The sequence below is a fragment of the Polyangium sp. y55x31 genome (assembly GCF_029946505.1).
Classification (GTDB): domain Bacteria; phylum Myxococcota_A; class Polyangia; order Polyangiales; family Polyangiaceae; genus Polyangium.
Window position 1 is genome coordinate 147919 of the sequence record NZ_JARZHG010000016.1, and the last position, 23616, is coordinate 171534.

The window sequence follows — 23616 nt, forward strand, 5'->3', positions numbered from 1 at the left end:
CTCGCGGGGAAAGGACGGATACGATGCGAATCGAAGTGCGCATTTTCACGATCACGCTGCTCCTCGTCGCGGCGCAGGCCCTCGCGGGCTGCTCCGGCGGCGGGGACGGCGGAACGGGAGCGGGCGGCGCCGGAGGTACGGGCGGCGCCGGTGGAACGGGCGGTGCGGGCGGCGCTGGTGGAATGGGCGGCGCCGGCGGAATGGGCGGCGTCGGTGGAATGGGCGGCGCGGGCGGCGGCGATCCCGGGCCCAGCGTCGATACCATGAACCCGCAGCTCTACAAGGTATCGTTCAAAGCGGACCAGGCGGATCCGGCGGCCACGCAGGCCCTCGGCACGCAGGTCGCGTTCCTCGATACACGCGTCACGCCGCGGGGACGACTCGTCGTGTATCTGCACGGCGCGGGCGCGCCTTCGACGTGTGGATCGAATGCCCACGGCGAGTTGCTCGCGGGCCTCGGCTTCCACGTGCTCGGCCCCTGCTACCTCAGCGATTACGGCGTGGGGAACTGCGGCGACGATATCGAGGGGTGCCGCCTCGAAGCGTTCGACGGCACGGATCACCACGCGTTCGTGAACATCGCCCCGCCGGACAGCATCGAGACGCGGATCGTCAAGGGGCTCGCCTATCTCGCCGAGCAAAACCCCCAGGGCGACTGGACGTACTTCGTCGACGGCGACAAACCCCGCTGGGACAAAATCGTCATCTCGGGGATCTCGCACGGCGCGAGCACGTCCGCGGTCATCGGAAAACATCGGCTCGTCCACCGCGTCGTGAGCCTCTCCGGGCCCCTCGACAGCAACCAGGCCTGGCTGAAGGCGCCTTCGCTCACGCCCCTCGATCGGTTTTACGCTCTCTCCCACACGGCCGATTCGCAGCACCCGGGGCACCTGCAATCCTTCGAGGATCTCGGCCTCCCCGGCATGCCGACCTCCGTCGACGGCGCCATGCCGCCCTATGGAGACAGCCATCGCCTCATTTCGTCCGCCGAAACGAGCGACGGCCACGTCTCGACGCAGGCCGGCGGCCCCTCGCCGAAGGATGCGGACGGGAACTACGTGTTCCTGCCCGTCTGGACTTATCTTTATACGGGAGCCCCCTGACCGGGCGTCCTCCCTCGCGGAAACGATCCCCCTCGCGGCGCCTGGGAGCGGGCTTTATACGCTCCCACGATGGGAAAAATCGACACGATCGCGATGGTGGCGGCCTTCGTCACCACCATCGCGCCCCACGCGTCGAGGGCCGCGATTTTCCACGTCGCGCCCGAAGGCGACGATGCGGCCTCCGGAGCCGCGGCGCGGCCATGGCGCACACTTCAGCGCGCCGCGGACGTGGCGCAACCTGGAGACACAGTGCGCGTCCGCCAGGGTGATTACGACGGATTCAATCTGGAGAAAAAGGCCGGGACCCCCGAGCGTCCCATCGTCTTCCGTGCCGACCCCGGGGCGCGGGTGATCCGCCCAGGACCGCGACCGAGGAACGTCCCGCTCAACACCGCCGTGCGAGGTTTCTCCTGGCCGAAATGGCCCCACGGGATCTATGTCTGGGGATCGTCCCACGTGACCATCGAAGGATTCGAGATCGTCGGAATGCCGCCCGCGGAGCTCGATCCAAGTGGAAAACCGCTCCATCGCGGCGGAGCCGGCATTCACGTGCAGGTCTCGGACCACGTCACGCTTCGGAAGAACCGCGCCGACGACAACGGGCGCTGGGGCATCTTCTCGGCGTTCGCCGACGACCTCGTCGTCGAGGACAACGAGTGCTCCCGATCCCGCGCCGAGCACGGCATCTATGCTTCGAACAGCGCGGATCGGCCGATCCTGCGGCGCAACCGCGTCTGGGGCAATTGTGGATCCGGCATCCAGCTCAATGCCGACAACAATTTCGACAGCCCGGCATATCGCGCGCGCGCCGGCGTCGTCGACGGGATCATCACGGGCGCCGTCATCGAGGGCAATGTGATCGTCGACAATGGATCGGGTGGGGGCGCCGCGATCAACTTGGACGGGGTGCAGGACTCGCTGATTCGCGGCAACGTCCTCGTCGACAACCATGCCTCGGGCGTGGCGCTCTTCCAGATCGACGGCGCCGAGGGCTCGCGCTGCAACCGCGTCCTCGACAACACGATCCTGATGGCAGAGGACGCGCGTTACGCGATCCAGATCGCGAGCTGCCCGGAGACGTTGTCCTCGACCTGCCCCAGCGCGAACCGTCCGCCGATCCCGGAATGGGTACGGCCGCCGAGCCGCGCGACCGGCAGCACGGGAAACGTGATCCTGCGCAACACGCTCCTCCATGCGAACCCCGAGCGGGGCAGCATTCGTATCGATCCCCTGAGCCTCGACGAGGCCCGCGGGTTCCGGAGCGACTTCAACGTGGTGAGCGACCGCTTCGCCATCAGCACCACCGAGGGCTTCGAGGGCGATCGGGTCTTGTCGTTTCTCGAATGGCGAAAGATCACCGGCCAGGATTTTCGCTCGCTCCACATCGACGCGCCTCGCCGGCCCGCGTTTTCAGCGCAAGGCATCGGCGCAGCGCCTGGAGGAAGTATCGATCGCCAAAGGAGAGCGATTGCTGCGGCCCTCCATAGGACGTCGATCCTCGCGCCAGGATGCCTCGGTGGGGAGAATCCACCGCGAGATAAGCGAGCGTGCCATCGGGGGCGCGGAAAGTGATCAGGGAATGTAGGATGTTCTCGGCGGCGCCGAGATATCGCTCCCGCAGGTCGGGATCGTCGACGAGTGTGCCGAGCTCGAGCAGGCCCGAAGCCGCAATGGCGGCAGCGGACGAATCCCGCGCCGTGAACGCATGCGTGCCCGGCCGCCGGTCGCCGAGGACGCCGTCGCCGTTCGCGTCGTTCCAGGGGCCCGCGGGTTCGCCGAGCGCCGCGTCGAAATCGCTGGGCGGTACGAAGTCGCCGGGGACGTGGTTGTACGGATCACGCGTGTCGTTCGGCAGGTGATCGATGAAATAGTCGGCAGCACGTTTTGCCGTTTCGAGGAACCGATCGTCCCTCGTGAAGCGGTAGACCGTGGTGAATCCATGAAGGGCCCAGGCCTGGCCGCGTGACCACGTGGATTCCGCGGCGAACCCTTGCGCGCTGATTTTCTTGTAGATCCGACCCGCCCCCGGTCCCGCGCCCTCTTTGTGCTGGACGATGTGATAGGTGCTGCCGTCGGGGCGCACGTTCTCGGCCATCACCGTCTTCGCGTGGGTCACCGCGTGCTCGTAAAGGACACGCAAAGGCCCCGACCTGGGACGACCCGCGAGGTCCCAGGCGAGCAAAGGGAGCTCCACGTTCATCATGCTGTCGACGTACACGGGATACGGCGTGAGGTAATCGTTCGAGAGCGTAAAAGCTCGGTAGGCTCCGACCGGCGTGGAGCCCGCATCGAAGAGCTGATCCAGCGAGAACGCGCTCCGCTCGATCGCTGTCCGTGCGCGTCCCCGAAAAAAACCGCCCGGATCGTCGCTCTCGTCCAGCACGGAGAGCGCCTCGCCGAACGTCGAGAGAAAACGGAAACCCAGATCGTGGTCGATCGGGGTGTTCTCCAGCGTCGCCATCTGATTCGTCCACGCGAGCGCGGCGTCGCGCATGCGCGGATCACGCCCGTGGCGATAGAGCTCCCACACCACACCCGGGAAAAAACCGCTGCGCCAGTCCGCGACGGGCTTCTCGACCCAGCTCCCGAGGTCGGGCGGCGAGGGCTCGGTCACGACCGGGTAATGCGAGGCGAAATGGCCCGGATCCGCGCGCGAAAGCTCGTCGATCGTGGCGCGCGTCCGCGCCTCCGCGAAGACGAACACCTCGTCGATCCGTGGGCGCAGGGACGTGGGGGCCTCGCTCGACGGCTCCTCGGACGCGCACGTCGGGAGCGTGAGGCCGAGCGCGGCGAGCATGGAGAACGTCCGACGAAGCCGGCCTTCGGGCTCGTGCATGCCCCATGTCTCGTGCGCCGGAGGGTCGACGTAAAGCCGAAGAGGACCTGACGAATCAGCGTGAAATCGAGACGCTCTGCCCGGAGCCGAAGGAATCCGTCCCCGCGCGCCCCGCCGCGTGCGCGTGCGCGAGCCGATGCTCGCGCGGGCCTCTGCCGTGGGCCCGCGTAAAAGCGCGCGTGAAGGCCGCTTCGCTATCGTAGCCCACGCGCGCCGCGATCACCTTGATGGGCAGCGTCGTGCCCGCGAGCAGCGCGGCCGCGCGGTCGAGGCGCAGGCGGCGCACGTAGCTGCCGAGCGGCTCGCCGAGCAGGGCGGTGGAGCGCGCCGCGAACGCCGAGCGCGAGAGCCCGACCCGCCGCGCGAGCTCCCCGAGCTCCCAGCTCTCCTCGGGCGCGGCCCGCACCTCGGCGAGCGCGGCCGCGATGGGCTCGTCTTGCAATGCCTCCCGGCCAGGCAGCGGCGAGGCCAGCGTGCGGAGCGCGCAAGCAAAAAGCGTGTGCCCGAAGGCCTCCACGATCCCGTCGCGCAGCGGAGGCGAGAGATCGGGCGCCTCGGCGAGCAAATGCAAGGTCTCGCCGAGCCACCGCGACAACCCCGGATTCGAGCCCTGGAGGTGCACGAGCGAGGGCAGGAGCGAGAGCCACGGCGCGCCCGCGGCATCGAAGCGCAGATCGACGACGACGAGGCGCGTCTCGGGGGGCGCCTCGGTGCGCATCGTGGTCGGGCCCGTGGGCCGGAGGGCCTTGCAATACACGTCGGAGAAGCCGACGAGCGACGTCGTGGGTTTGTCGCGGATCGAATGCGCGTCGCCGCGGGGCAAGAAGACGATCTCGCCCTCCCGGAGCGCGAGCCGCTGCTCTTTCTGGGCGACCCAGCCGCCCCCGCGCAGGGCCGCGTAGACGCGCGCCTTGCCTTGCGAGGGGAGCTGTTTTCCCCAGCGGTCGCCGAGATCGGCCTGCTGCACCTCGGTTCCTTGCAGGCGGAGCGTCCGTGCCAGCTCGTCGAAGGCTGCCGACATGCCCGCGAGTCTAGCCTGGGTCGCCGGAAACGTCACGTCTGGACGCGCGGGCGCGTGATCCGGACGCGCGGCAAAGCCCCCCGCGCTTACCTTTCGGGCATCCCTCGAACGCAGGAGGTATCCCATGACGAGCACCGGACATCGTGACGCTGCACAGGCCCTCGACGAGCACCTCGCGCTCATTTCCAAGGACATCCAGCGCTGGCTCGAGCTCTTCGCCGACGACGCCGTGGTCGAGTTCCCTTACGCTCCGGCCGGCTTCCCGGCGCGCCTCGAAGGCAAGGCCGCGATCGACGCGTATTTCCGCCCGACGCCGCAGACGTTCGCCGGCCTCACCTTCAGCAACGTGCGCCGGTATGTCACGACGGACCCCGACGTGGTCCTGGCCGAGGTGCACGGCACCGCGTTCATCCCCACCACCGGCAAGCGGTACGAGCAGGACTACCTCATGGTGCTGCGGACGAAGGAGGGGAAGATCGTTCATTACCGCGAATACTGGAACGTCGGGCTCGCGCTCGAAGCGTTTGGCGGGACGGACGCCGTGCGCGATGCAGTGGGTGCGTCATGAGCGGCCATGTCTTGATCACGGGCGGGACCGGCAATACCGGTCGTCGGATTGCGGCGCGCCTCGGCGAGCTCGGTGTCTCCGCGCGCGTGGCGAGCCGCGCGGCCGGAGGCGGCGGCGATCACGTGGTGTTCGACTGGGCCGACCCCTCGACGCACGGCCCCGCGCTTTCGGGCGTGGATCGGGTGTATCTGATCGCGCCGGGGATGGTGGAAGACCCGTCGACGCTCATGCTGCCGTTTCTCGAACGTGCGCTCGCGCGTGGGGTCGGGCGGTTCGTCCTTTTGAGCTCGTCCGCCATTCCCGAGGGCGCTCCGGGGCTCGGCACCGTGGATCGATTCCTGCGCGAGCGTGCGCCGGGCTTTGCGATCTTGAAGCCCTCGTGGTTCATGCAGAACTTCGTCGATCCCAAGCACCCGCACGGCTCGAGCCTGATCGGCGAGGGAAAGGTGGTGACCTCGACGGGCGCGGGGCGGGTCGGATTCGTGGACCCGGACGATATCGCGGAGGTCGCCGTGCGTGCGCTCGTGGACGAGACGTCGCACGATACGGCCCACGTGATCACCGGGCCGGAGGCGCTCGCGTATTCGGAGGTGGCGGCGATTCTGGAGCGTGTCACCGGCAGGCCGATGCGGCACGTGCACGTGGACGACGACGAGGCCCGGCGGCGGCTCGTGGCCGCAGGCATGCCGGAGGCGTACGCCGCGCTGCTGGTCGGGCTCGACGTGGCCATTCGGGGCGGCGCGGAGGATCGCGTCACGGATACGGTCCTCCGCGTCACCGGGCGCGCGCCGCGCTCGTTCGAGGCATTTGCGCGGGCGCATGCGCAGGTCTTTCGGAGCGGCGATCGGATTGGGTAGGCTGGGCCGCGGTATCTGGGCTTGCTCCGCCCTTCAGTTCACATTCTTTCGCCGACGCGCGCCGGCCCGACGTCCCGCCGCGCCGAGCAGCACGACGACCGCGCCGGCCAGCGGAGCGAGCGGCGTCGCGCCCTGGCCTGCCGCCTGGCAGGTGCAAGCGCCGCCCACCGCGACGATACGAGGGTCGTCTTCCCCGCCGGCGCCCGTCGTGGCGGCCATGCCACCGGCGCCAGCCATTCCGCCGCTGCCGGTTGCACCACCACTGCCGGCTGCACCGCCGGATCCGCCCATTCCACCGGAACCACCTGCGCCGCCGTTGCCGCCGGAACCGCCCATTCCGCCAGCGCCACCGGAACCGCCCGCACCACCGGAACCGCCCATTCCGCCGGAGCCGCCAGCGCCACCGCTGCCGCCCGCGCCACCGCTGCCGCCAGCGCCACCGCCGCCGCCAGCGCCGCCGCTACCGCCCGCGCCACCCGAGCCGCCCATTCCACCGGAGCCACCCATTCCACCGCTGCCCGTGCTCCCCACCCCGATCCCCTCGTTCAAGCAGATCCCGCTCACGCACTGACCACCATTACATTGTGCATCCGTCGTGCACGACGTGAAATCGACGACCCGCGCCTGCACCCGCGCCGCGCCGAACGGCGCCTCCAGATGGAACGTCGAATACGTGACCAGCACCTCGCCGCCGTTCGTCGACGCGAGGGACGGCGTGCCCTTCGGCATGTCGTCCGTGGTGATGGCCAAAGCCGTGATGACCGAGAGATTGCCATCCAGCACGACGGCCGCCTCATCCGTCAGCGTGGGGCCGCAAGCCCGGTAGGCGACGACGAACCGCCCGCCGTCGAGCACCGCGCCGCGCTCTTCCAGCGCGAGATAGGCGCAGCCGGGGTGGCTCGCGAGCTCGATCGGCGTCGCGTCCACGACCGCGCCGGCCGGGCTCACGTGCGTTCCGAAGAGCTTCTGCGCGGCCTTGTCGATCCAGAATACGACGTGGTTCGTCCCGTCGAACACCGTCGAAACGCCGCCGAAGCTGCCGGGACCTGCGAGCGTGAGCGGCGACGGATCCACCGGCGCGCCCGTCGCATCGACGCGCGCCATGCGTACAGCCGCCGTGTTCTCCGGCTCCCACACGACGAGGTGGTTCGTCCCGTCAAACGATGCGCTGATCGCCGCGGACGTCGGCTCCAGCGAGACGACACCGCCGGCGGCGAGCTGTCCCGCCGTGTCGAGCGTCTGCGAAGCGAGCACGAAGTCCCCGATGCCATCATCGTACGCGGAGGCCACGACGAGCGTCCTGCCCGCGCCGACGGAGAGCGCCACGCGCCCGCTCTGCTCGGAGAAATTCGGCAGCTCGATCGAGGGCGGATCGATCACCACGCCCTGCGTATCCATCCGGTTCAAGTAGCTCGAGCAGGTGTAGTAGTCGTACCCGTCGATGCAGCTCGAAAAGCCGAGGATCGTGCTCGTCCCATCGAATGCGACGCTCGTGTGCGCCACGTCGGCGACCCCGTCTTCCACGAAGATCCCGTTCGGATCGAGGGAGACGCCCGCCGGCGTGACGCGCGCGGTATAGAGGTTCGTGCCCTGCTGCAGCAGGAAATCTCGCGCGTCCGACCAGGCGACGACGAAGTTCTGCCCGTCGAAGGCCGCCGACGGCGACCGCTGGTCGTTCATGCCGCCCGAGACCAGGATCGGTGAGGCGTCGAGCGCCGCGCCGGTCGGGGCGAACCGCCGCGCCTGGATCGAATAACCGCCGGGGAAGAAGCCATTGAAGTACGCGTTTTGCCATACGACGAGCGCCTGCGACCCGTTCGTGGCGCTCTGGCCGACCGCGCCGAGGTTCGTGTACGTCACGCCGCCCGGATCGAGCACCGCGCCCTGCGGAGACACGCGCGCGCGGCGCAGCGGATACGCGACGAAGTCGGTCGTGTAATCGCACCACGTCACGACGGCGTTCGTCCCGTCCATCGTCACGTCGATCTCGGTCGCATCGTAGACCGGCGCGCTGATGACGATCCCCGCGGGATCCAGCACCGTTCCTTGCTGCGCGTCGAATCGCGTGCCCATGATCGTCGTCGCGTACGTGTCGTCGTCGTATTGCCCGTACGCGATGAAATACTCCTGGCCCGTCCACACCGGCACCGGATCCCACGTGGAGAGCAGCGGCCCGGGCGTCATGATTTCGATGCCCGCCGCGTCGACGAGCGCGCCCTGGGCATCGACGCGGTGCGCATACCCGACCCCGCTCGATTCACGCAGGAGCAGCGCCCCGGCGCCGTTCGACGCGACGTCCATCCGGTAACTCGGCCCCACGGCGATCCCGCCCGGATCGAGGACCTGCCCCGCCGGCGAGACGCGACCATATCGGCCCGTGCTGTCGTCGACCCACGCCACGAGGTAATTCGCTCCGTCGTGAGCGACCCGCGTCTTCTGTCGGATCTTCGTCGACGTCGAGAGCGTGACCGGCGCGCCCACGGGTATTCCGTTTCCGTCGAGACGCTGGCCGTAAATGCCCGTGTTGTAGATCATGTTCGCGAGGCCCGTTTGGTACGTCAAGAAAAACCCGTTCCCGTCGCTCGCGAGCGCGGGCTTGGTCGCGCTCGGGCCCTCCACGACGGGAAACCCCGTCGCGTCGAGCACGGTGCCGTCGGCGGCGATACGCGCCGCGTAAATGCGTCTATCCTGGTTCGGATCGAGATATCGCTCTTCCTCCCACGCGACGAGGTAATGGCTCCCGTTCCAGGCGACCGCCGGCCGGAACCGACGCCGCCCCGCCGGCAGGCCCGCGATCGGCGTATCGATCCCGAACTCCGGCGTGAGCCACGGATCCAGCACCGCCGGATACGCCGACGACGCGAGCACGCGCTCCGGCACGCGCATCACGATCCGCCCGGCCTCGCCGCGCACCTCGACCCGCGTCTTTTTCCCCGTAGCGTCGATCCACGTCGCCCGGCCGAACCGCACGCCGAGCCCCGTGGCCGCGTCCATGAAATGGTAGCCGCCCGGCGTCTCGCCGACGAACGGCTCGCCCCCGACGTCGAGCGCCACCGAAAGATCCCCCGCGCCTTCGGGTGCGCGCGCGAACGAATACGAGAGCTCGACGCCGCCGTCCCGATTTTCGAGGTGCTCTTCCACGTCCCCGCGCGAAACGACGAGGCGCCCATCCCCGTCCACGCGCCCCGCGCCCGCCCCGCGCCCGAGCTCCGCCCCGCCCCGCGTGATCCGCGCCGTCTTCAGTCGTAGCGGCGCGCCTGCCCGCGGCGATACGTTCGGCGACGCCGCCGGCGCGACCGGCACGATCTCGAACCCGTCCACCGTCGCCGCGATCTGGTGCGCGGACCCGGAGCCGACGAAGCGGCCGTTTTCGGCCCGGAACCTCGCGCGGGACGCGCGCAGGCTCGCGTCGAGATCAAACGACGGCGAGACCTTCACGCCCGACGTCTCGCGCCCGAGCGGACGGCTCTCGGCGGGCGTGGGGCTCGCGCCGCGCGAGCACGCGGCGAGCAGGGAAGCGGAGAGCAGGAGATGCACACGATCGGCAAGGAAGCGGAGGCGAGGGAAATTTCGGGGCATCATCTCACGTCGATTACCATGAAGCGGGCGGGCCCGGAAAGAGCGTTCGCCCGCGCTTGCTCCCCGGCCTGACCGGGTGGTATGAGCGGCAGAACATCCAGCATCAGGAAGTTTTCGTGTCGGAGAGCAGCGGCGCGCACGGTTCGTCGGAGATCGAGGCGCTCGTACGGGGCGCGCTCGGCGGGAGCCGTGCGGCGCAGCGCGTGCTCATCGAGGACGTGCTCGCGCCGGTCGTCCAGTCCCGCGTCGCCCGTGTCCTCGTCCGGCGCCGGAGCTCGAAGGGAGACCTGCGCACCGAGATGATGGATCTCTGCCAGCAGGTCTTCGTGCACGTCTTCAGCGGGAACCTGCTCGCGCGCTGGGAACCGGAGACAGGCCCGCTCGGCGCGTTCGTCGGCGCCATCGCGGAGAACCACGTCCGCTCGATCCTGCGCAGCCGCGTCCGGAGCCCCTTCACCGAAATCGCGACCGAGCAGGAGGCGCTCGAGCTCGCGCTTCCCCGCGGCGAGTCGTGCCACGAGACGGTCCTCGTCTCGCGGGAGGCGCTCCGAAGGCTCGAAGCCGAGCTCGACGACGAGGAGCGGGAGGGGTTTTTCGCGTTCTTCGTGGACGAACGATCCATCGAGGAGATGTGCGTGGTCACGGGCAAGAGCCGGGAGGCGGTCTACAAGCAACGCCAGCGGCTGCGGGAGCGCGTGCGGCGTATCCTCGACGACGAGGCCGAGAGCTCGCGCCCACGCCCGCGCGCGGCGCCGAGGACCCGGGAGGAGGGGCTGTGAACGAAGAGCAGGATCCGCGGATCGAGGGCCTCGCCCGGCGCGTGCGCGCACGCGAAGAGGAAGAGCTCGCCGAGCTGCTCCGCCCGCTCGACGCGGCCGAGCGGAGCGCGCTCGCCGACGGCGTGTTCGCCGCGCTCGACACGAAGCAAGCCCCGGAAGAAGCCCGTCCGGCGCCCGTCGTTCCGATCGAGAGGCCCAAAAAGGCGGGGGCGCGCCGCCGGTTCGGGTTCGTCGGGGCGCTCCTCGCCGCGGCGCTCGGGGCGCTCGCGCTTTTCGTCCTCGTGCGCCGGGACGAGCCGGCCCCGATTGCCGCGTATACCCTCTCCGTCGAGGGCGGCAACCAATCCGAGCGGGGGGACGAACCTCCGAAAGACGCGGTGATCCGGCTGGATCCGGCGTCGCGGCTCTCGCTCGCGTTGAGGCCCGAGGCGCCCGTGTCGGGGGCGATCGCGGTGCGAGGTTTTCTCGTGCGGGAGGGCGCCGCGAAGCCGTGGGAGCCGCCGATGGTCGTCGGGGCCGGCGGCGTCGTGCGGATCGAGGGGACGGCGGCGGCGCTGTTCGGCGACGTGCCGGAAGGCGCGTGGGACGTCGTTCTCCTGGTGGGCCGACCCGAGGCGCTGCCGGAGGAATCGGCGCTCGCGCGGGCCGCGGTGTCCGGGGAAAAGCTCGCCCGTTGGTCGGCGCATCGATTGCGGATCACGCTCTCGCGGCCGCGCGGCGCGCTCGGCGGGGGCGGGGAGAACGACGGGGCGCCGAGGAACGAAATTTCACGGTGCGCCGCCGCCCCGGCGGAGGTTTTACCGGACGCACTCGTGCAGGCGGACGCGGCGCGCAAGCGTGGCGAGCTCGATCGGGCGTCGTCGCTCGTGGAGGGCGTCCTCGCGCGAGGTGCGCCGGAGGCGAAGCGGGCGGCGATCCGGCAAAAAGCGCGGATCGTCATGGCCACGCGCGGGCGATTCGACGAAGCGGCCGCGCTGTTCCGGGAGGCCCTCACGCAAGATCGCGCGGCGGGGCGCCTCGCGGACGAGCTCGACGATACGTTCGCGCTTTCGTACGGGCTCTTGCTGGACAAACGCGCGTTCGGCGAGGCGCGTGCCTTGCTCGATGGGCTCGGGCCGGTCCTTGCGGCTTGCCCCGAGGCGGAACCGAAGGCGGCTTATTACAAGGGTTTGCTCGGCATCGAAACGGGGGATCTGCGCGCGGCGCTGGCCTCATTTTCGGCCGCGGCGGCGGGCGCGAAGCGGCTCGGGCTCGACGCGTATCGAAGCGCGGTGCTGGAGCAGGAGGCCGAGGTGCTCGCGGTGCTCGGCCGGCACGAGGAGGCGGCGGCGCGGCTCGGGCAGGCGCGGGCGCTCGCGGGCCCGTCGGCGGACGCGTGCCGGCGCGCGCAGCTCGCGAGCAATGCCGGGTGGATCGCGCTCCGGGCCTCGGCGCGCACGGGGCGAGGGCTCGACGAAGCCAAACGGGTGCTGGAAGAGGCGCTCGTGATCACGCGCGAGGGCTGCCCCGCGGGGCTCGGGAACGTGCTCGTGAATCTCGCGCTCGTCGAGCATGAAATGGGGCGCGGCAAAGAGGCGCGGGCGCGTCTTTCGGAAGCGAAACGCGCGGGCGGCTGGGCCGAGCTCGGCGGGTGGCAACGAATGATCGAGGCGCGGCTCCTCCTGTCCGAGGGAAAACCCAAGGACGCGCTCGCGGCGCACGAGGCATTACGAGCCGAGGGGGAGCGGCTGCTCTTGCCCGAGCTCGCCTTCGAGGGCGCGCTGGGCCGCGCGGAGGCGCTCGCGGCGCTGGGAAAACGCGGCGAGGCGCGGGCGGCGTTCGGGGAGGCCGAGAAGGCGCTCACGGCGTGGGGGCGGGGCGTGCCGCTCGGCGAGGGGCGGGGGTCGTTTCTCTCGGCGAGGCAGCGGGGCGCGCGGCTCTGGGTGGATTTTTTGTTGCGCGAGGCGGAGCGGGGCGATGCGCGGGCCGCGCGGGAGGCGATGGAAGCCGCGCGGCGATCACTCGCGGGGTTCGTCCAAGCATTCCATTGGGTGAACCGCGTGGGCGCGCTTCCCGCGGAGGCGCGCGGGCGCTGGGACGAGGCGGTTTCCGCGTACCGGCATGAGCGCGCGGTGCTCGAGGAGAAGGCCGCGGCGCGTGGGCCGGGGGCGGGGGGGCTCGAAGCGGAGCGGGCGGCGCTGCGGGCCGCGCTGGATCGGGCGCTCGCGGCGCTCGGCGCGGGCGAGGCGCAAGAGGAGGCGCCGCCGCTGTTGGTGCCGGCCGCGGAAGAGGCGCTTTTCGTGGTGCATCCGGTGCACGAGGGCCTCGCGGGGTTCGTCCTGACGGACGGCGGGCGGAAGGTCGAGGCGCGGCGGCTCGGATCGCCGGAGCCATCGAGCACGCCGGCCGCGCGCGCGGAGGCGTGGCTTTGGCCATTTCGAGCGGCGCTCTCGAACGTTCGTCGGGTGCGGCTGGTTTTACCGGGCGAGCTTTTGCCGACGGATTGGCACGCGCTCCCGTTTGATGGAGCGCCGCTGATCGAGCGCGCGGAGGTCGTGTATTCGATGGACCTCGCGCCGCGGCCCGCGACGCCGCCGGACGGCGGGACGGCCGTGGTGATCGCCGATCCGACGGAGGATCTGCCCGGCGCGCGCGGGAGCGCGGGGGCGGTCGTCGCCGCGCTGGAGGCCCGCGGCCTGCGTGTCGTCTTGCTCCTCGGCCAGGCCGCGACGCACGAGGCCGTGCGTGACGCGCTGGAGCTGCCTTCCGTGCGCATCTTGCATTACGCGGGGCATGCCACGTTCGAGGGGCCGGACGGGCTCGAAGCCTCGCTCCGACTCGCCCGTCGGGGGCGTTTTTCGGTGGCCGACGTGATGGCCCTCGCGCGTGTCCCCGAGATCGTGGTGCTCGCGGGTTGTGACACGGCGCGCGCCTCCGAGGTCGACGCGGCGGGCGGGGGGCTCGGCCTCGCGCAGGCCTTCCTCTTGAAGGGCGCCCGCGCGGCCGTCGCGACGCCCCGTCCGATGGGCGATGCGCTCGCCGAGCAGGCGACGCGCCTCCTTTATGTCGAGCCCATCGAGCGCGACCCGGCCCGTGCCCTCCGCGCCGTGACCCTCGCCCTCCGGAAGGGCTCGCCTGAGGGCGACTGGGCTGCCCTGCGCCTGCTCGGGGAGTGAGCGAAGGCGCCGGCGAAATTTTTTTCCCGACCTCTGTCCAATCTCCAGACGGGGCGGCGTAAAGCCCGCCGAACACGCCACGAGGGAGACCACGAGGGGCGCGCCGGGAGATCTGGCGCTGCCCTCGGGGGCGCTCGGGCATTTGCTTTTACGAGGTCGGACATGGCTCGCGTGTCGAAGAGGACGATTCTGTCCACGCTCATCGGTGTATCCATCCTATTGCCCTGCACGACGGCCTTCGCGGACGTCATCCTCGAGCCCAACGTCATCAAGGGACAGGCGCGTTTTTCGAACTCGAACCCCAGCGTCGTCGCGCTCCTGCAGCAGCTCGGGATGAGCTCGGCCCGGGTGACGGCCGTGAGCACCTCGCCGACGGGGTATACGAGCAACACGAACGCGCTCCTCGGGACGACGATCGCGCGCGACTTCGAGCTCTCCGCCGAGTCGGGCGCCGGCGGCCCGAGCGGCGTGACGTACCAGCTCGGCGCGACCGGTTACCTGTATGCGGCCGCCGGGTACACCGCGTCGGGCCAGTACTGGTTCCAGCCCGAGCCGGGCGTCGTGCTCCAGCCCCTCGCGCAGCAGCCCGGCGGGACCACGGCGGACATCGTGGACTGCATCGGCCTCGTGCATGTCCGCTGGGGGCTCGACCCGCAGTGCCAAAACCCGTTCACCATCGGCTCGGGCTCGATCCTGACGAGCTTCAGCTCGAGCAACTTCATGAACACCTCCGAGCATTACATCTTGCAGCTCGGAGACTCGAGCGAGAGCAAGCCGCTCTCCATCACCACGGGCAACGATCCGACGCAGAACACCATCACGTTCTCGGTGCAGCTCGACCTGCATCCGAAGTGCGACGACATCCAGGAGATCTGCATCGACATGTCGAAGTACCTCGACGGCGGCGGCGCGCTCGGCTCGCTCGAGGGCCCGTTCGATGTGCTCGGCGAGGTCGAGCAGGACCAGACGTTCATCAACGCCTTCAATGGCCCCTCCGGCAACCAGCGTTACGGGTATTTCTCGCCGCCCGAGATGCCCGTCGCCTCCCCGGCGACGTGGTGGACCCTGCCCAACATGGTCCCCGGCGATTACGAGGGATACGCCCAGGGCCTCGTCCGCACGGGACGCCTTGCCACGCACCTCACCACGCCGCGCATGGGACCGGGCAGGCCCGCAGGTCCCATGACGGTACAGAGCGGGGTGAGCTCCGACCTCCAGCAGAACGTCGGCGGGCAGCTCCGATATCCGTTCGTCATGAAGCCCGCCCGGTTTGCGGGGAAGATCCTCCTCGCCGATCCGTTCGTCGCGGCGAACGTCGGCGCTTACAGCTCGCTCTCGGCCCTGCGGTTTTCCGCCGATCCTCCCTATTCGAGCCAGTATCCCTGGGGCACCACCCTGCGGGCGCTGGATGTAGATACCTACACGGGCCAGAGCACCACCTCGTTCGAGGGCTCGTTCGACCCGGCGAGCGGCGCGCTCGCGTCCTTGTACGATCAGCTCGTGGTCAATACGTACGACATCCACACGCGGTGGATCCAGTCGGGCCTGATGCTCGACTTCTACGACCCGTCCACGCAGCGCGAGGGCTTCCTCATGATGCAGCGGGATAGCACCGATCACCTCCTCGCGCCGGGCGACGTATTGCCCATCGACCACGCCTATTGCTTCAACGAGGTGGAGCTGCCGTACTCCATCGCGACCGGGCTCCTCTTCGATCCGTACGCGATGGTGACGGGCTCCTTCAATGGCACGGACTGGCAAGGCAATGCCACCACGTACACGGTCCAGGGCACGTTCCAGGGGTGGCCGAAGACCGAAGCGAACGCCGCCGCGAACGGCATGGTGCGGCTCGCGCTCCCCCAGGGCGCGTATACCATTCAGCCGGGATCGAACGTCAAATCGGCCTCGGGCGCGATCAGCACCGCGACGTTCGCAGCGACGCAGCTCGAGCTCGGCTGCGGCCAGCGCGTCACGGTCTCGCCGGGCCTCAGCGTCTCGGCCCAGCTCCCGCTTTGCGCGGCTTCGGCCACGCCCGACATCGTGGGCGCCGTGGCGAGCAGCGGCGTCCCCGTCGATCGCATCTGGTACACGGTCAACGGCGGGCCCGAGATCGACATCTGCTCCGCGAACTGCGGCGCCGATACACAGTTCAGCGCGCCCGTGAGCCTCGTGGCCTGCGGCAATACGATTCAGGTGTTCGCGAGCGCGGGCGGACAAACCGCCTCGGTCACGACGCAGACGACCTGGGAGGATCCGAACGACGGTGTCGATTGCGAGGGATCCTGCGAGCCGCCGCCGCCTTCGGGCGAGACGTGCGCCACCGTGAACGTGGAGCCGCTCGCCTGCGAGGGCGGCGAAGGGGGATATTCGCTCACGTTCGAGATCAGGAACGAGCTCGACGAGCCCATCACGTACGTGCTCCTGCCGGATCCGCATGTGTCTCCGAAGGTGATCACGTTGCCGGAGCCGCTCCAGCCCGGGGCGTCGACGATGGTCACGACGACGGTCTCCGGCGTCAATCCCGGCTCCGGGCTCTGCATCGACGTGGGACTGTCGAACCCCTCGCAAAACGCCTGCTGCTCGACGGAGGTCTGCTTCGACGTGCCGGCCTGCTGCTTCTCCGTCGTGGGGGAAAAGATTGCATGCATCCCGGGCGCGCCGGGCGGCATGTTCAATTATTCCTTCAAGTTCGAGAATCGTACGCTCGACACGATCGAGCACGTCTTCCTCTTCCCGCCGAGCGGCGTCACCGTATCGCCGCAATACGTCGACGTCCCGGCCACGCCGCCGGGCGGGATCGCGTACGTGGGCGGCCTCTCCTTCTCGGGCGCGACGCCCGGCGAGGAGCTCTGCGTGACCGTGGGGATTCACGATGAAGAGATGAACGAGTGCTGCGCGGAGGAGGTTTGCTTCAAGGTGCCCGAGCCTTGTGGCAAGGAGGTCCCCGGCGATTCGTTCCCCCAGAAGAAGGAGCTGGCCGCCGCCGAGGGCTGCTCCGTCAGCGCGGCGGGTGGTGAGCGAGGCTCCGTCTTTGGCCTCCTCCTCGGCCTCGTGGCCCTCGGCGGGCTCGCGCGTCGCCGCCGCGCGTAGGGCGACGCCGATTCTCTGTCCAATCTCCCCGGTGAGCGGAGTAGAGTCCTACGCTCGCCCGGGCGCCGATTTTCCGGCGCTGCGGCCGCTCACCGTGGAGGTCTCGTGTCTCGCTTCGTGTCGTCCCGCATCGGCCTTTCCTTGGTCGTCCTCGGCGCCGTGCTCGCGCCCGGCGTCGCCTGCATTCCCGAGCCCGAGCCTTGTCCTCCCGCCGAGGACGATCCCGGCTGCACCGGCCACCGCTGGATCGCCATCGTCAATCCCAGCGCCGATTGCCCCGCCGATTCCCTCGGCATCTGGACGGAGGACAAACTCTTCAAGGGGGGCGTGGGCGGCCCTCCGCCCGCGCTCGCGCGGTATTGCGTCTACGAGTGGACCGGCGCGCGCGTGAACCCCAGCGTGAAGCAATGCTTGCCGTATGGATCGAATGGGCCGGGGGACGACGAGATCAGTCGCCTCAAGACGGTCCTCGGCGCGGGCGAGCTCGCGGAGGATTGCATCGACACGGCGCCGCTCGGCTACGAGCAGGACGTTGCGGAATGGGCGCGCAAATCGCTCAACCGACGGGCCGGCGGCGTCGATGCGCTCCCGACGTCTGCCATGGAGCCCACGCTGCCGCGTCCGGCGCGGCTCGTCGCCGTGGACACGTCCCCCGATGCATTCTCTGGAGGGATTGCCCTCGGCCAGAGCCGGCACGGCGATACCGTGGCGCACGTCGCCCGTGATCTCGCATGTCCGGGCGGCGAGGCGGCGCCGTGCGCGGCCCACGTGACGACGGCGCTCGGTTTACCCCGTACGGACCTCGCCAATCCCTTGAATACCTCCCCGACGCAAGGAGGGTTTTTCGGCACGGAAGGGGATCTCGCCCAGGCCATCGAGCGGAGCGTGCTCGACTGGCGAGACAAGGTCACCGCAGGGCAGGGGGAGGCGCGGCTCGTCCTCAATTTGAGCGTGGGCTGGGAGGACGACCCCGAGCGGAACAACTGCGCGCCCGAGAAGCTCGCCGAGGACCCCGAGTCGCTCGCGCCGCCTGCACGCGCCGTGCTCGATGCGATGCGGTATGCCGCGTGCCACGGCGCGCTCCTCTTCGCCGCCGCTGGCAATGACACTGGCGGCCCCAAGCCGTCGAGTGGCCTCGTTTGTCCGGCGCGCTGGGAGGTGATCGCGACGCCCGACGCCGCGACGTGTGATGCCTTCGTGGGGGCGTTCGTCGCGACGTACGCCGAGCGATTCCCGAGTTTTCCGCGGAGACCCGCGGCGGCGGACCAGGCCCCGTACGATCGGGTCGTGTATGCCGTGGGCGGCGTCGATCAAGGCGACGAGCCCCTCGTCCCGCGGCGCCCGCTCGCGCGCCCGCGCATCGCCGCCCTGGGGCTGCTCGCGTCCGCCTGGGATCTCTCGGCGAACGCCGTGGTGACGCCCAATGCGAACGGGCATCCGCCCACGCCGCCGCCCCTTTTGACGGGCACGTCCGTGTCGACGGCGGTCGCCAGCGCGGTCGCGGCTGGCATGTGGGCCTACAATCCCACGCGCACGGCGCCCGAGATCCTCGACGCGATCTATCAATCGGGCGTCGTGCTCCAGCAAAACGGCACGAGCATCCGCGCAGATCCGGATACGTGCGTCGGGACGAACTTCTGCAACGTGCATCGCCTCTCCTTGTGCCGCACGCTCGGCGTGCCGTGCGACGATGCCGCGCCCGTCGGGGCGCAAAACGATCCGCTGCCGAATGCGACGATACCAAAGCCGCTCCTGGATACGCTGGCGACCGAGTTCACGACGGCGACCGTCGCATCGGCGACCTTCCCGGACACGGCACCCATTCCGAGCTCCCAGTACACGACCGTCGCGGCCTCGCCGTGGACGTTCCCGCAGCCGAACTGGCCTGCGTGCCCGGCCTGCGTGCTCGCGGTCCGGAGCGCGAACGACGTGGTTCTTTATGCGCGGCCCGGCGTCACGATGACCGACCTCGCGCTCGTGCTCGTCGACCGCCAGGGCGGCATTCGTTCGGCGCGCGTGGCGGCCACGGCGCAGAGCCAGGACGCCCTCCAGATCGAGATCACGCCGCAGACCGGGTTTTCCATGGCCGGCACGCGCAGCGTATGGCTTTCGGGGAAGGCGAGGACGCAGACCGGGAGCCCCGTCTCCGTCGTCCAGCAAATCGCGGTGACGGGGCTCTGAGCGGGATCAAGGACGAAAACGGACGGCCTCGCCCCGCCGGGTGGGGCCGTAGCTCGCCGCGGCGACGAGCGTGTCCCGATCATACAGGAGAATGGCCCCGCCGCGATTGCCGAGCGCCATGCCACCGTCGACGTCGCGGCGCAGCTCGACCTCGAGTTCCTCGCCCGCGCCGAGCGTCCCTCCGAGCGGCGCTGTCCGCGCCATGCGATCCCGCAAGACCCAGCCCGAAAGATCGATGGCCTCCGAGGACACGTTGCGGAGGCGAATCCATTCCTTCCCGCTGGTCGGGTTGGGCATCGCCTCCTCGATGACGACCGGCCCCTCGTTGCGCAGAGCCCCTCGCACGGGCCGGATCACGACCGGCCCTTCTTCCTGCGCATCAGCCCCGCCATCCCCGACGAAGACCGGATAAAGCGATCGAATGTGTTCGCCGCGGGAGCCGTCTTCCCGCACATTGCGGTAAAGGACGAGATCGTAGGTCTCGTCATGGATCCGGATGCGCCGCCGATCGTCCTTGAAGAGGCCCGCCACGCTCTCGTGGAAGGCGACGGTGCCGGCGGCGATCTCGAACGCGGGGCTCGTGCCGACGAAAAATCCGCCGACCTTCTTGAACAGCTCGGCGCGCACCGTCCCCGATAGGTCGGTATAATACAAGAGCATCTGGAGCGTCACCGAGCTCGGCGCCGAGCCATGGTCGATGTGGCGCACGCCGCACTGGTATCCCAGGTAGTTCACGCGCCGGTGGGACTCGTCCAGGTGAAACTTGATCCACGAATGGTACCCGGAGATCTCGCCCAGCGCCTCGGCGCCGCGGCGTGGATCGTACCGGCCTTCCCCCACGAAGACGTGCTCGAATCCCGAGGCGTCCGTGAGGACACGGCGGTCGTAATGGTTCGTGTAGGTCTGAAACCACAGGTCCCGCAGGTGTTCCTGGAGAGACGCCTCGGAGAGCGTGTGCCCGAGCTCCTCGCGAATGTACACGAGCGCTCGCTGCATCACGGGCGTCTGGGCGACGATTCGAAGGAAATCGTGGATCTCCCGCTCTTCTTCCGACGTCTCGCTCTCCGGGGTGTACGGATCGAGAATGTAATTATCGAGGAGAGCGAGGAGCGCCGCATACGTCGGCCTGCGGAGGACGGCTGGATCGACGTAGGCGAAAAGCGGGCGCGTCGCGAGGTCGACATGACGCTTGCCGGAAGCGCAGCCCTGGAGATCGAGCTTGATGTCGGCGTCGTCCGGGACCCACGTGTCCTCGGCCGTGCGGGCCGCGACGCTGCATCCTTCGTGCGCCTGATCGAGGTCCCACAGCTCCTCGTAGATCATCGGTCCCCCTCGGCAATATGTATGGCCGAGGAGGCCCGGCGGCCATCCCGAGCGAGCGCCCGTCCCTCCCTGGAAATCCCGAGAGATCCTGGCGAGAGGCCGTCCGCTCAGGTGGAATGCAGCACGAGGGGCAACGAGCCGGGGCCACGCACCAGAAGCGTGCGGTGCCAGGCCATCGGCTCGGGGCCGGGGGAAATGCGGCGCGCGTGATCGAAGAGCGCCTCCAGGGCGAGGCGACCTTCCATGCGCGCGAGCTGCGCGCCGAGGCAGAAATGCACGCCGTGGCCAAACGGCAGGTTCTTCGGGCCGGGCCGCGCCAGGTTGAATCGATCGGGGTCGGGGAACTGGGATTCGTCGCGGTTCGCCGAGCCCGTCATGACGAGGAGCGCCGCGCCTTTGGGCAATTTCACGCCGCCGATCTCCACCTCCGCGGTCGTCGTGCGCGGGACCGCGTGGAGCGGCGGCTCGTACCGGAGCACCTCGTCGATGAACGCGGGGATCAGCGAGCGATCCGCGCGGAGCGTCTCCCAGAGCTCCGGCCGTTCGAGGAGGACCACGAGTGACGCGCCGAGCATGTTCACCGCGGTCTCGATGCCACCCACGAGGAGCAGGGTCATGAATGCAATCAACTCGTCCTCCGTGAGGGCCTCGCCGTCGACCTTGGCCGCGAGCAGGTCACTCACGAGATCCTCGGCCGGCGCGCGGCGGCGCTCCTCCAAAAGCTCGCCGAAATACCGCCGGAGATCCGCCACGGCGCCGCGCGCGAGCTCTTTGCGATCGTGTTCGTCCGGACGCACCGTGGTCACGCCGCCGGTGATGAGGTCCGCCCATCGCTTGAGGCGCGCGTGCAGCGAGAGCGGGAGCCCCATGAGGTCGCCGATGACGAACGCCGGGATTCGCAAGGCGTAGGGCGGCACGACATCGACGGGCTCTCCGAGCGGCAGCTCGGCGACGGCCTGCTCGGCGAACGCCCGCACGTGCGGCTCCATCCGCGCCATGGAGAACGTGCCGAAGGCCCGCGAGACGAGCGCTCGCAGCCGGCCGTGTTGCGGCGGATCCATGGTGATCATCGAATCGGCGAACGGGTTTCCCCCGAGCCACGGCGGGTTCAGCGCCAGGCCAAAGCCACGTGAGGAAAAAAGCTCGGGATTCTTGAGCACGAAAATGACGTCCTCGTGCCGCGTGACCGCCCACATGCCGCCCGGATCCACTTGACACACGGGGGCGTTGCGGCGCATGTCCGCATACGTCGGATAAGGGTCGTTCCTGAACTCCGGGGAGAGCACGTTGTAACGAGCGGTCATGAAGAGCTCCGAAGAAGGGGGGCCGATGATAGCGCGCCCGGACGTCCCCGGGGCGGCGAAAATGTCCGTCGCGATATGGACGTGCGTCCACGTGGTTCGGAAGGCGAGCGCGTGCCTACGCGTTGGCGCGGCGATGACCGAGCCCCGCTGGACCGGAGTGCCCAGGAAAATGCGCGTCGTGCTGGCCGCGGCATTTGCCGTGGTCGCGTCCGCCTGCTCTCGCCCATCGACACGAACCGACGACGTCGCGTCCGCAGAGGCGCCTGCGCCGCCTCCCCAAGTACCTCCGAGCGCCATCGCTCCGCCGCCGAGCGCCTCCGCTGCTGCGGCCGCGCCGCCGTGCGCGGGCGTTCGGGCGCGCCCCGGCGTGGAGGCGCACGAGGGCAATATTCATTTCTGCGCGCAGGATGGATCGGCGCGCAAGCTGACCGATTCGGGGAAGGACACTTCGCCGATGCTTTCCCCGGACGGTAAGCGCATCGTGTTCGTGCGGGCCGAGGGGATTGGGCCGGTCGAAGGCGACGATGCTCGGGTCACCGACAACCGCATTCTGCTCCACGACCTGGCATCGGGACAAACCCGCGAGATCGCCAAGAACGGCACGTGCCTGAGCTTGTGGTCCCCGGTCTTCGCGTTCGACGATCTCGTCCTGCTCGACACGCGGGGGTACGAGATCCCGCGGTATACCCACACGAGCGTCTGCGGCGTCGACCTCAGGACGAACCCGCCCGTGGTGAAGGCCATCGCGACCGGGACCGATTGCGTGATGGCCATTCGCTCGGGGCCCTATCGAGGCCACCTCTACGCCGAGGGCTGGCGCAGCCCCGGCCCCTCGGCGTATTTCGCGATCGTCGATCGCTCCGGCCGCACCGTCCGCGAGCTCGAAGCCTCGGCCTTCACCGAAGATCCACCCGAGGGCCCGGTCGCTCAGACCGGGGCTTTTTGTCGTCCCCCGAGGCGGCTCGATTTCCGCAAGAAGTGAGCCCGCCATGATAGAGTGCGGACCATGTTCCGCGACCCTCACCTCGTTCTCGGCGGCGCGCTTTCCGCGTTTTGTTTGAGCTGCAACGTCATCTCGCCACCGCCGCTCTTGCCGAACCTGGCGAAGATTGCGCCAAGCGAGCCGGGGGATACGCGGATCATGCTCGTCGTGGGGCTCGGCGCGGGGATCTGGGTCGACGGCGGGGTCGGGGCCGAGCTCAGGGTCGAATCCCAGGTGAACGAGTGGGCGACCGTCGGCGGCGGGCTCTCGGGCGCGCTCAATCTGGACCATCACGAGCCCGAGCCAGGATCGATGTTCCGCGAGCGGCACAGCCACCCGCGCTGGCTTTATGGCCTGCGGACGTGGGGGCGGTTCAATCCCGGCGAGCTCGATTGGTTCGCGCTGAAGGCGGGCGCGGGGATCGCGGGCACGAACAAGGGGACGGTCGCGCTGACGCTCGATGGCGCCCCGCTGTTCGGTCATTCGTTCGAGGTCGGCGGGGAAGCCGGGAGCGCGCCGTGGCACGTGAGCCCGTATGGCGGGCCCGTCGTGGCCCTGTCGGTCCCTTTGCGGCAGGGAGAAAACATCATGGACCAGAAGATCAACCTGGGGCTCGGGCCCGATATGCACACGACGAGCCATATGGAGCCCATCCCATTCACCACGACGTTTTACGTGGGGGCGCAAGGAGGGCTCGCCGTGGACGCGCCCGGCGCCCCGGCCTGGACCGGGGCGCTCGAACTCCTCAGTTTGCTCGGGATCTCCGACACCCATGCCGCGGTGCTCATGGGCATTGCCACGGGGCAGGGCGTGCGCGTGCGCCGGTGAGCGGGCGAGC

At 69.5% G+C, this 23616-nt stretch carries 14 protein-coding genes; 10 read left to right on the forward strand and 4 right to left on the reverse strand.

All coding sequences use genetic code 11. The features are described from left to right. The first annotated feature begins 23 nt into the window (after nt 1-23). Both QHF84_RS26535 and QHF84_RS26540 read left to right on the forward strand, forming a co-directional pair. On the forward strand, nt 24-1103 hold the full coding sequence (locus tag QHF84_RS26535) for a hypothetical protein (protein ID WP_281316218.1): 1080 nt from the start codon (nt 24-26) through the stop codon (nt 1101-1103). 69 nt (nt 1104-1172) lie between these two features. Next, on the forward strand, nt 1173-2675 hold the full coding sequence (locus QHF84_RS26540; protein ID WP_281316219.1) for a right-handed parallel beta-helix repeat-containing protein: 1503 nt from the start codon (nt 1173-1175) through the stop codon (nt 2673-2675). A 1319-nt stretch (nt 2676-3994) separates the two neighbouring features. Here QHF84_RS26540 and QHF84_RS26545 read toward each other — a convergent pair. After that, nucleotides 3995-4960 carry an AraC family transcriptional regulator gene (locus QHF84_RS26545; RefSeq protein ID WP_281316220.1) on the reverse strand — a complete coding sequence of 322 codons (966 nt, stop codon included), beginning with the start codon at nt 4958-4960 and terminating at the stop codon, nt 3995-3997. A gap of 124 nt (nt 4961-5084) precedes the next feature. On the opposite strand from QHF84_RS26545, the gene QHF84_RS26550 reads away from it, so the two are divergent. Both QHF84_RS26550 and QHF84_RS26555 read left to right on the forward strand, forming a co-directional pair. Continuing rightward, nucleotides 5085-5528, forward strand: a complete 444-nt coding sequence (locus tag QHF84_RS26550; RefSeq protein ID WP_281316221.1) for a nuclear transport factor 2 family protein — start codon at nt 5085-5087, stop codon at nt 5526-5528. Next, nucleotides 5525-6385: an oxidoreductase gene (locus tag QHF84_RS26555; RefSeq protein WP_281316222.1), complete on the forward strand. Its 861-nt coding sequence runs from the start codon at nt 5525-5527 to the stop codon at nt 6383-6385. The genes QHF84_RS26550 and QHF84_RS26555 overlap by 4 nt, the downstream gene beginning before the upstream one ends. 33 nt (nt 6386-6418) lie before the next feature. Here QHF84_RS26555 and QHF84_RS26560 read toward each other — a convergent pair whose 3' ends face one another. Then, complete coding sequence (locus QHF84_RS26560) at nt 6419-9967, reverse strand: hypothetical protein (RefSeq protein WP_281316223.1); 3549 nt, start codon at nt 9965-9967, stop codon at nt 6419-6421. 113 nt (nt 9968-10080) lie between these two features. On the opposite strand from QHF84_RS26560, the gene QHF84_RS26565 reads away from it, so the two are divergent. The 4 genes from QHF84_RS26565 (at nt 10081) to QHF84_RS26580 (ending at nt 19169) form a co-directional block, all read left to right on the forward strand. Continuing rightward, nucleotides 10081-10743, forward strand: a complete 663-nt coding sequence (locus QHF84_RS26565; protein WP_281316224.1) for a sigma-70 family RNA polymerase sigma factor — start codon at nt 10081-10083, stop codon at nt 10741-10743. Beyond that, nucleotides 10740-13898, forward strand: coding sequence for a CHAT domain-containing protein (locus QHF84_RS26570; protein WP_281316225.1), 3159 nt, complete (start codon nt 10740-10742; stop codon nt 13896-13898). The genes QHF84_RS26565 and QHF84_RS26570 overlap by 4 nt, the downstream gene beginning before the upstream one ends. 162 nt (nt 13899-14060) lie before the next feature. Next, a complete protein-coding gene (locus tag QHF84_RS26575) occupies nt 14061-16988 on the forward strand; it encodes a hypothetical protein (RefSeq protein WP_281316226.1) in 2928 nt (975 codons plus the stop codon). Nucleotides 16989-17093: 105 nt separating this feature from the next. Beyond that, nucleotides 17094-19169, forward strand: coding sequence for a S8 family serine peptidase (locus tag QHF84_RS26580; RefSeq protein WP_281316227.1), 2076 nt, complete (start codon nt 17094-17096; stop codon nt 19167-19169). A gap of 6 nt (nt 19170-19175) precedes the next feature. On the opposite strand, the gene QHF84_RS26585 is transcribed toward QHF84_RS26580, so the two are convergent. Beyond that, a complete protein-coding gene (locus QHF84_RS26585; protein WP_281316228.1) occupies nt 19176-20492 on the reverse strand; it encodes a lamin tail domain-containing protein in 1317 nt (438 codons plus the stop codon). Nucleotides 20493-20599: 107 nt separating this feature from the next. Next, nucleotides 20600-21796, reverse strand: a complete 1197-nt coding sequence (locus QHF84_RS26590; protein ID WP_281316229.1) for a cytochrome P450 — start codon at nt 21794-21796, stop codon at nt 20600-20602. Nucleotides 21797-21929: 133 nt separating this feature from the next. On the opposite strand from QHF84_RS26590, the gene QHF84_RS26595 reads away from it, so the two are divergent. Together QHF84_RS26595 and QHF84_RS26600 are read left to right on the forward strand one after the other, a co-directional pair. Continuing rightward, nucleotides 21930-22778 carry a hypothetical protein gene (locus QHF84_RS26595; RefSeq protein ID WP_281316230.1) on the forward strand — a complete coding sequence of 283 codons (849 nt, stop codon included), beginning with the start codon at nt 21930-21932 and terminating at the stop codon, nt 22776-22778. A 24-nt stretch (nt 22779-22802) separates the two neighbouring features. After that, a complete protein-coding gene (locus QHF84_RS26600; RefSeq protein WP_281316231.1) occupies nt 22803-23606 on the forward strand; it encodes a hypothetical protein in 804 nt (267 codons plus the stop codon). Nucleotides 23607-23616 lie beyond the last annotated feature (10 nt).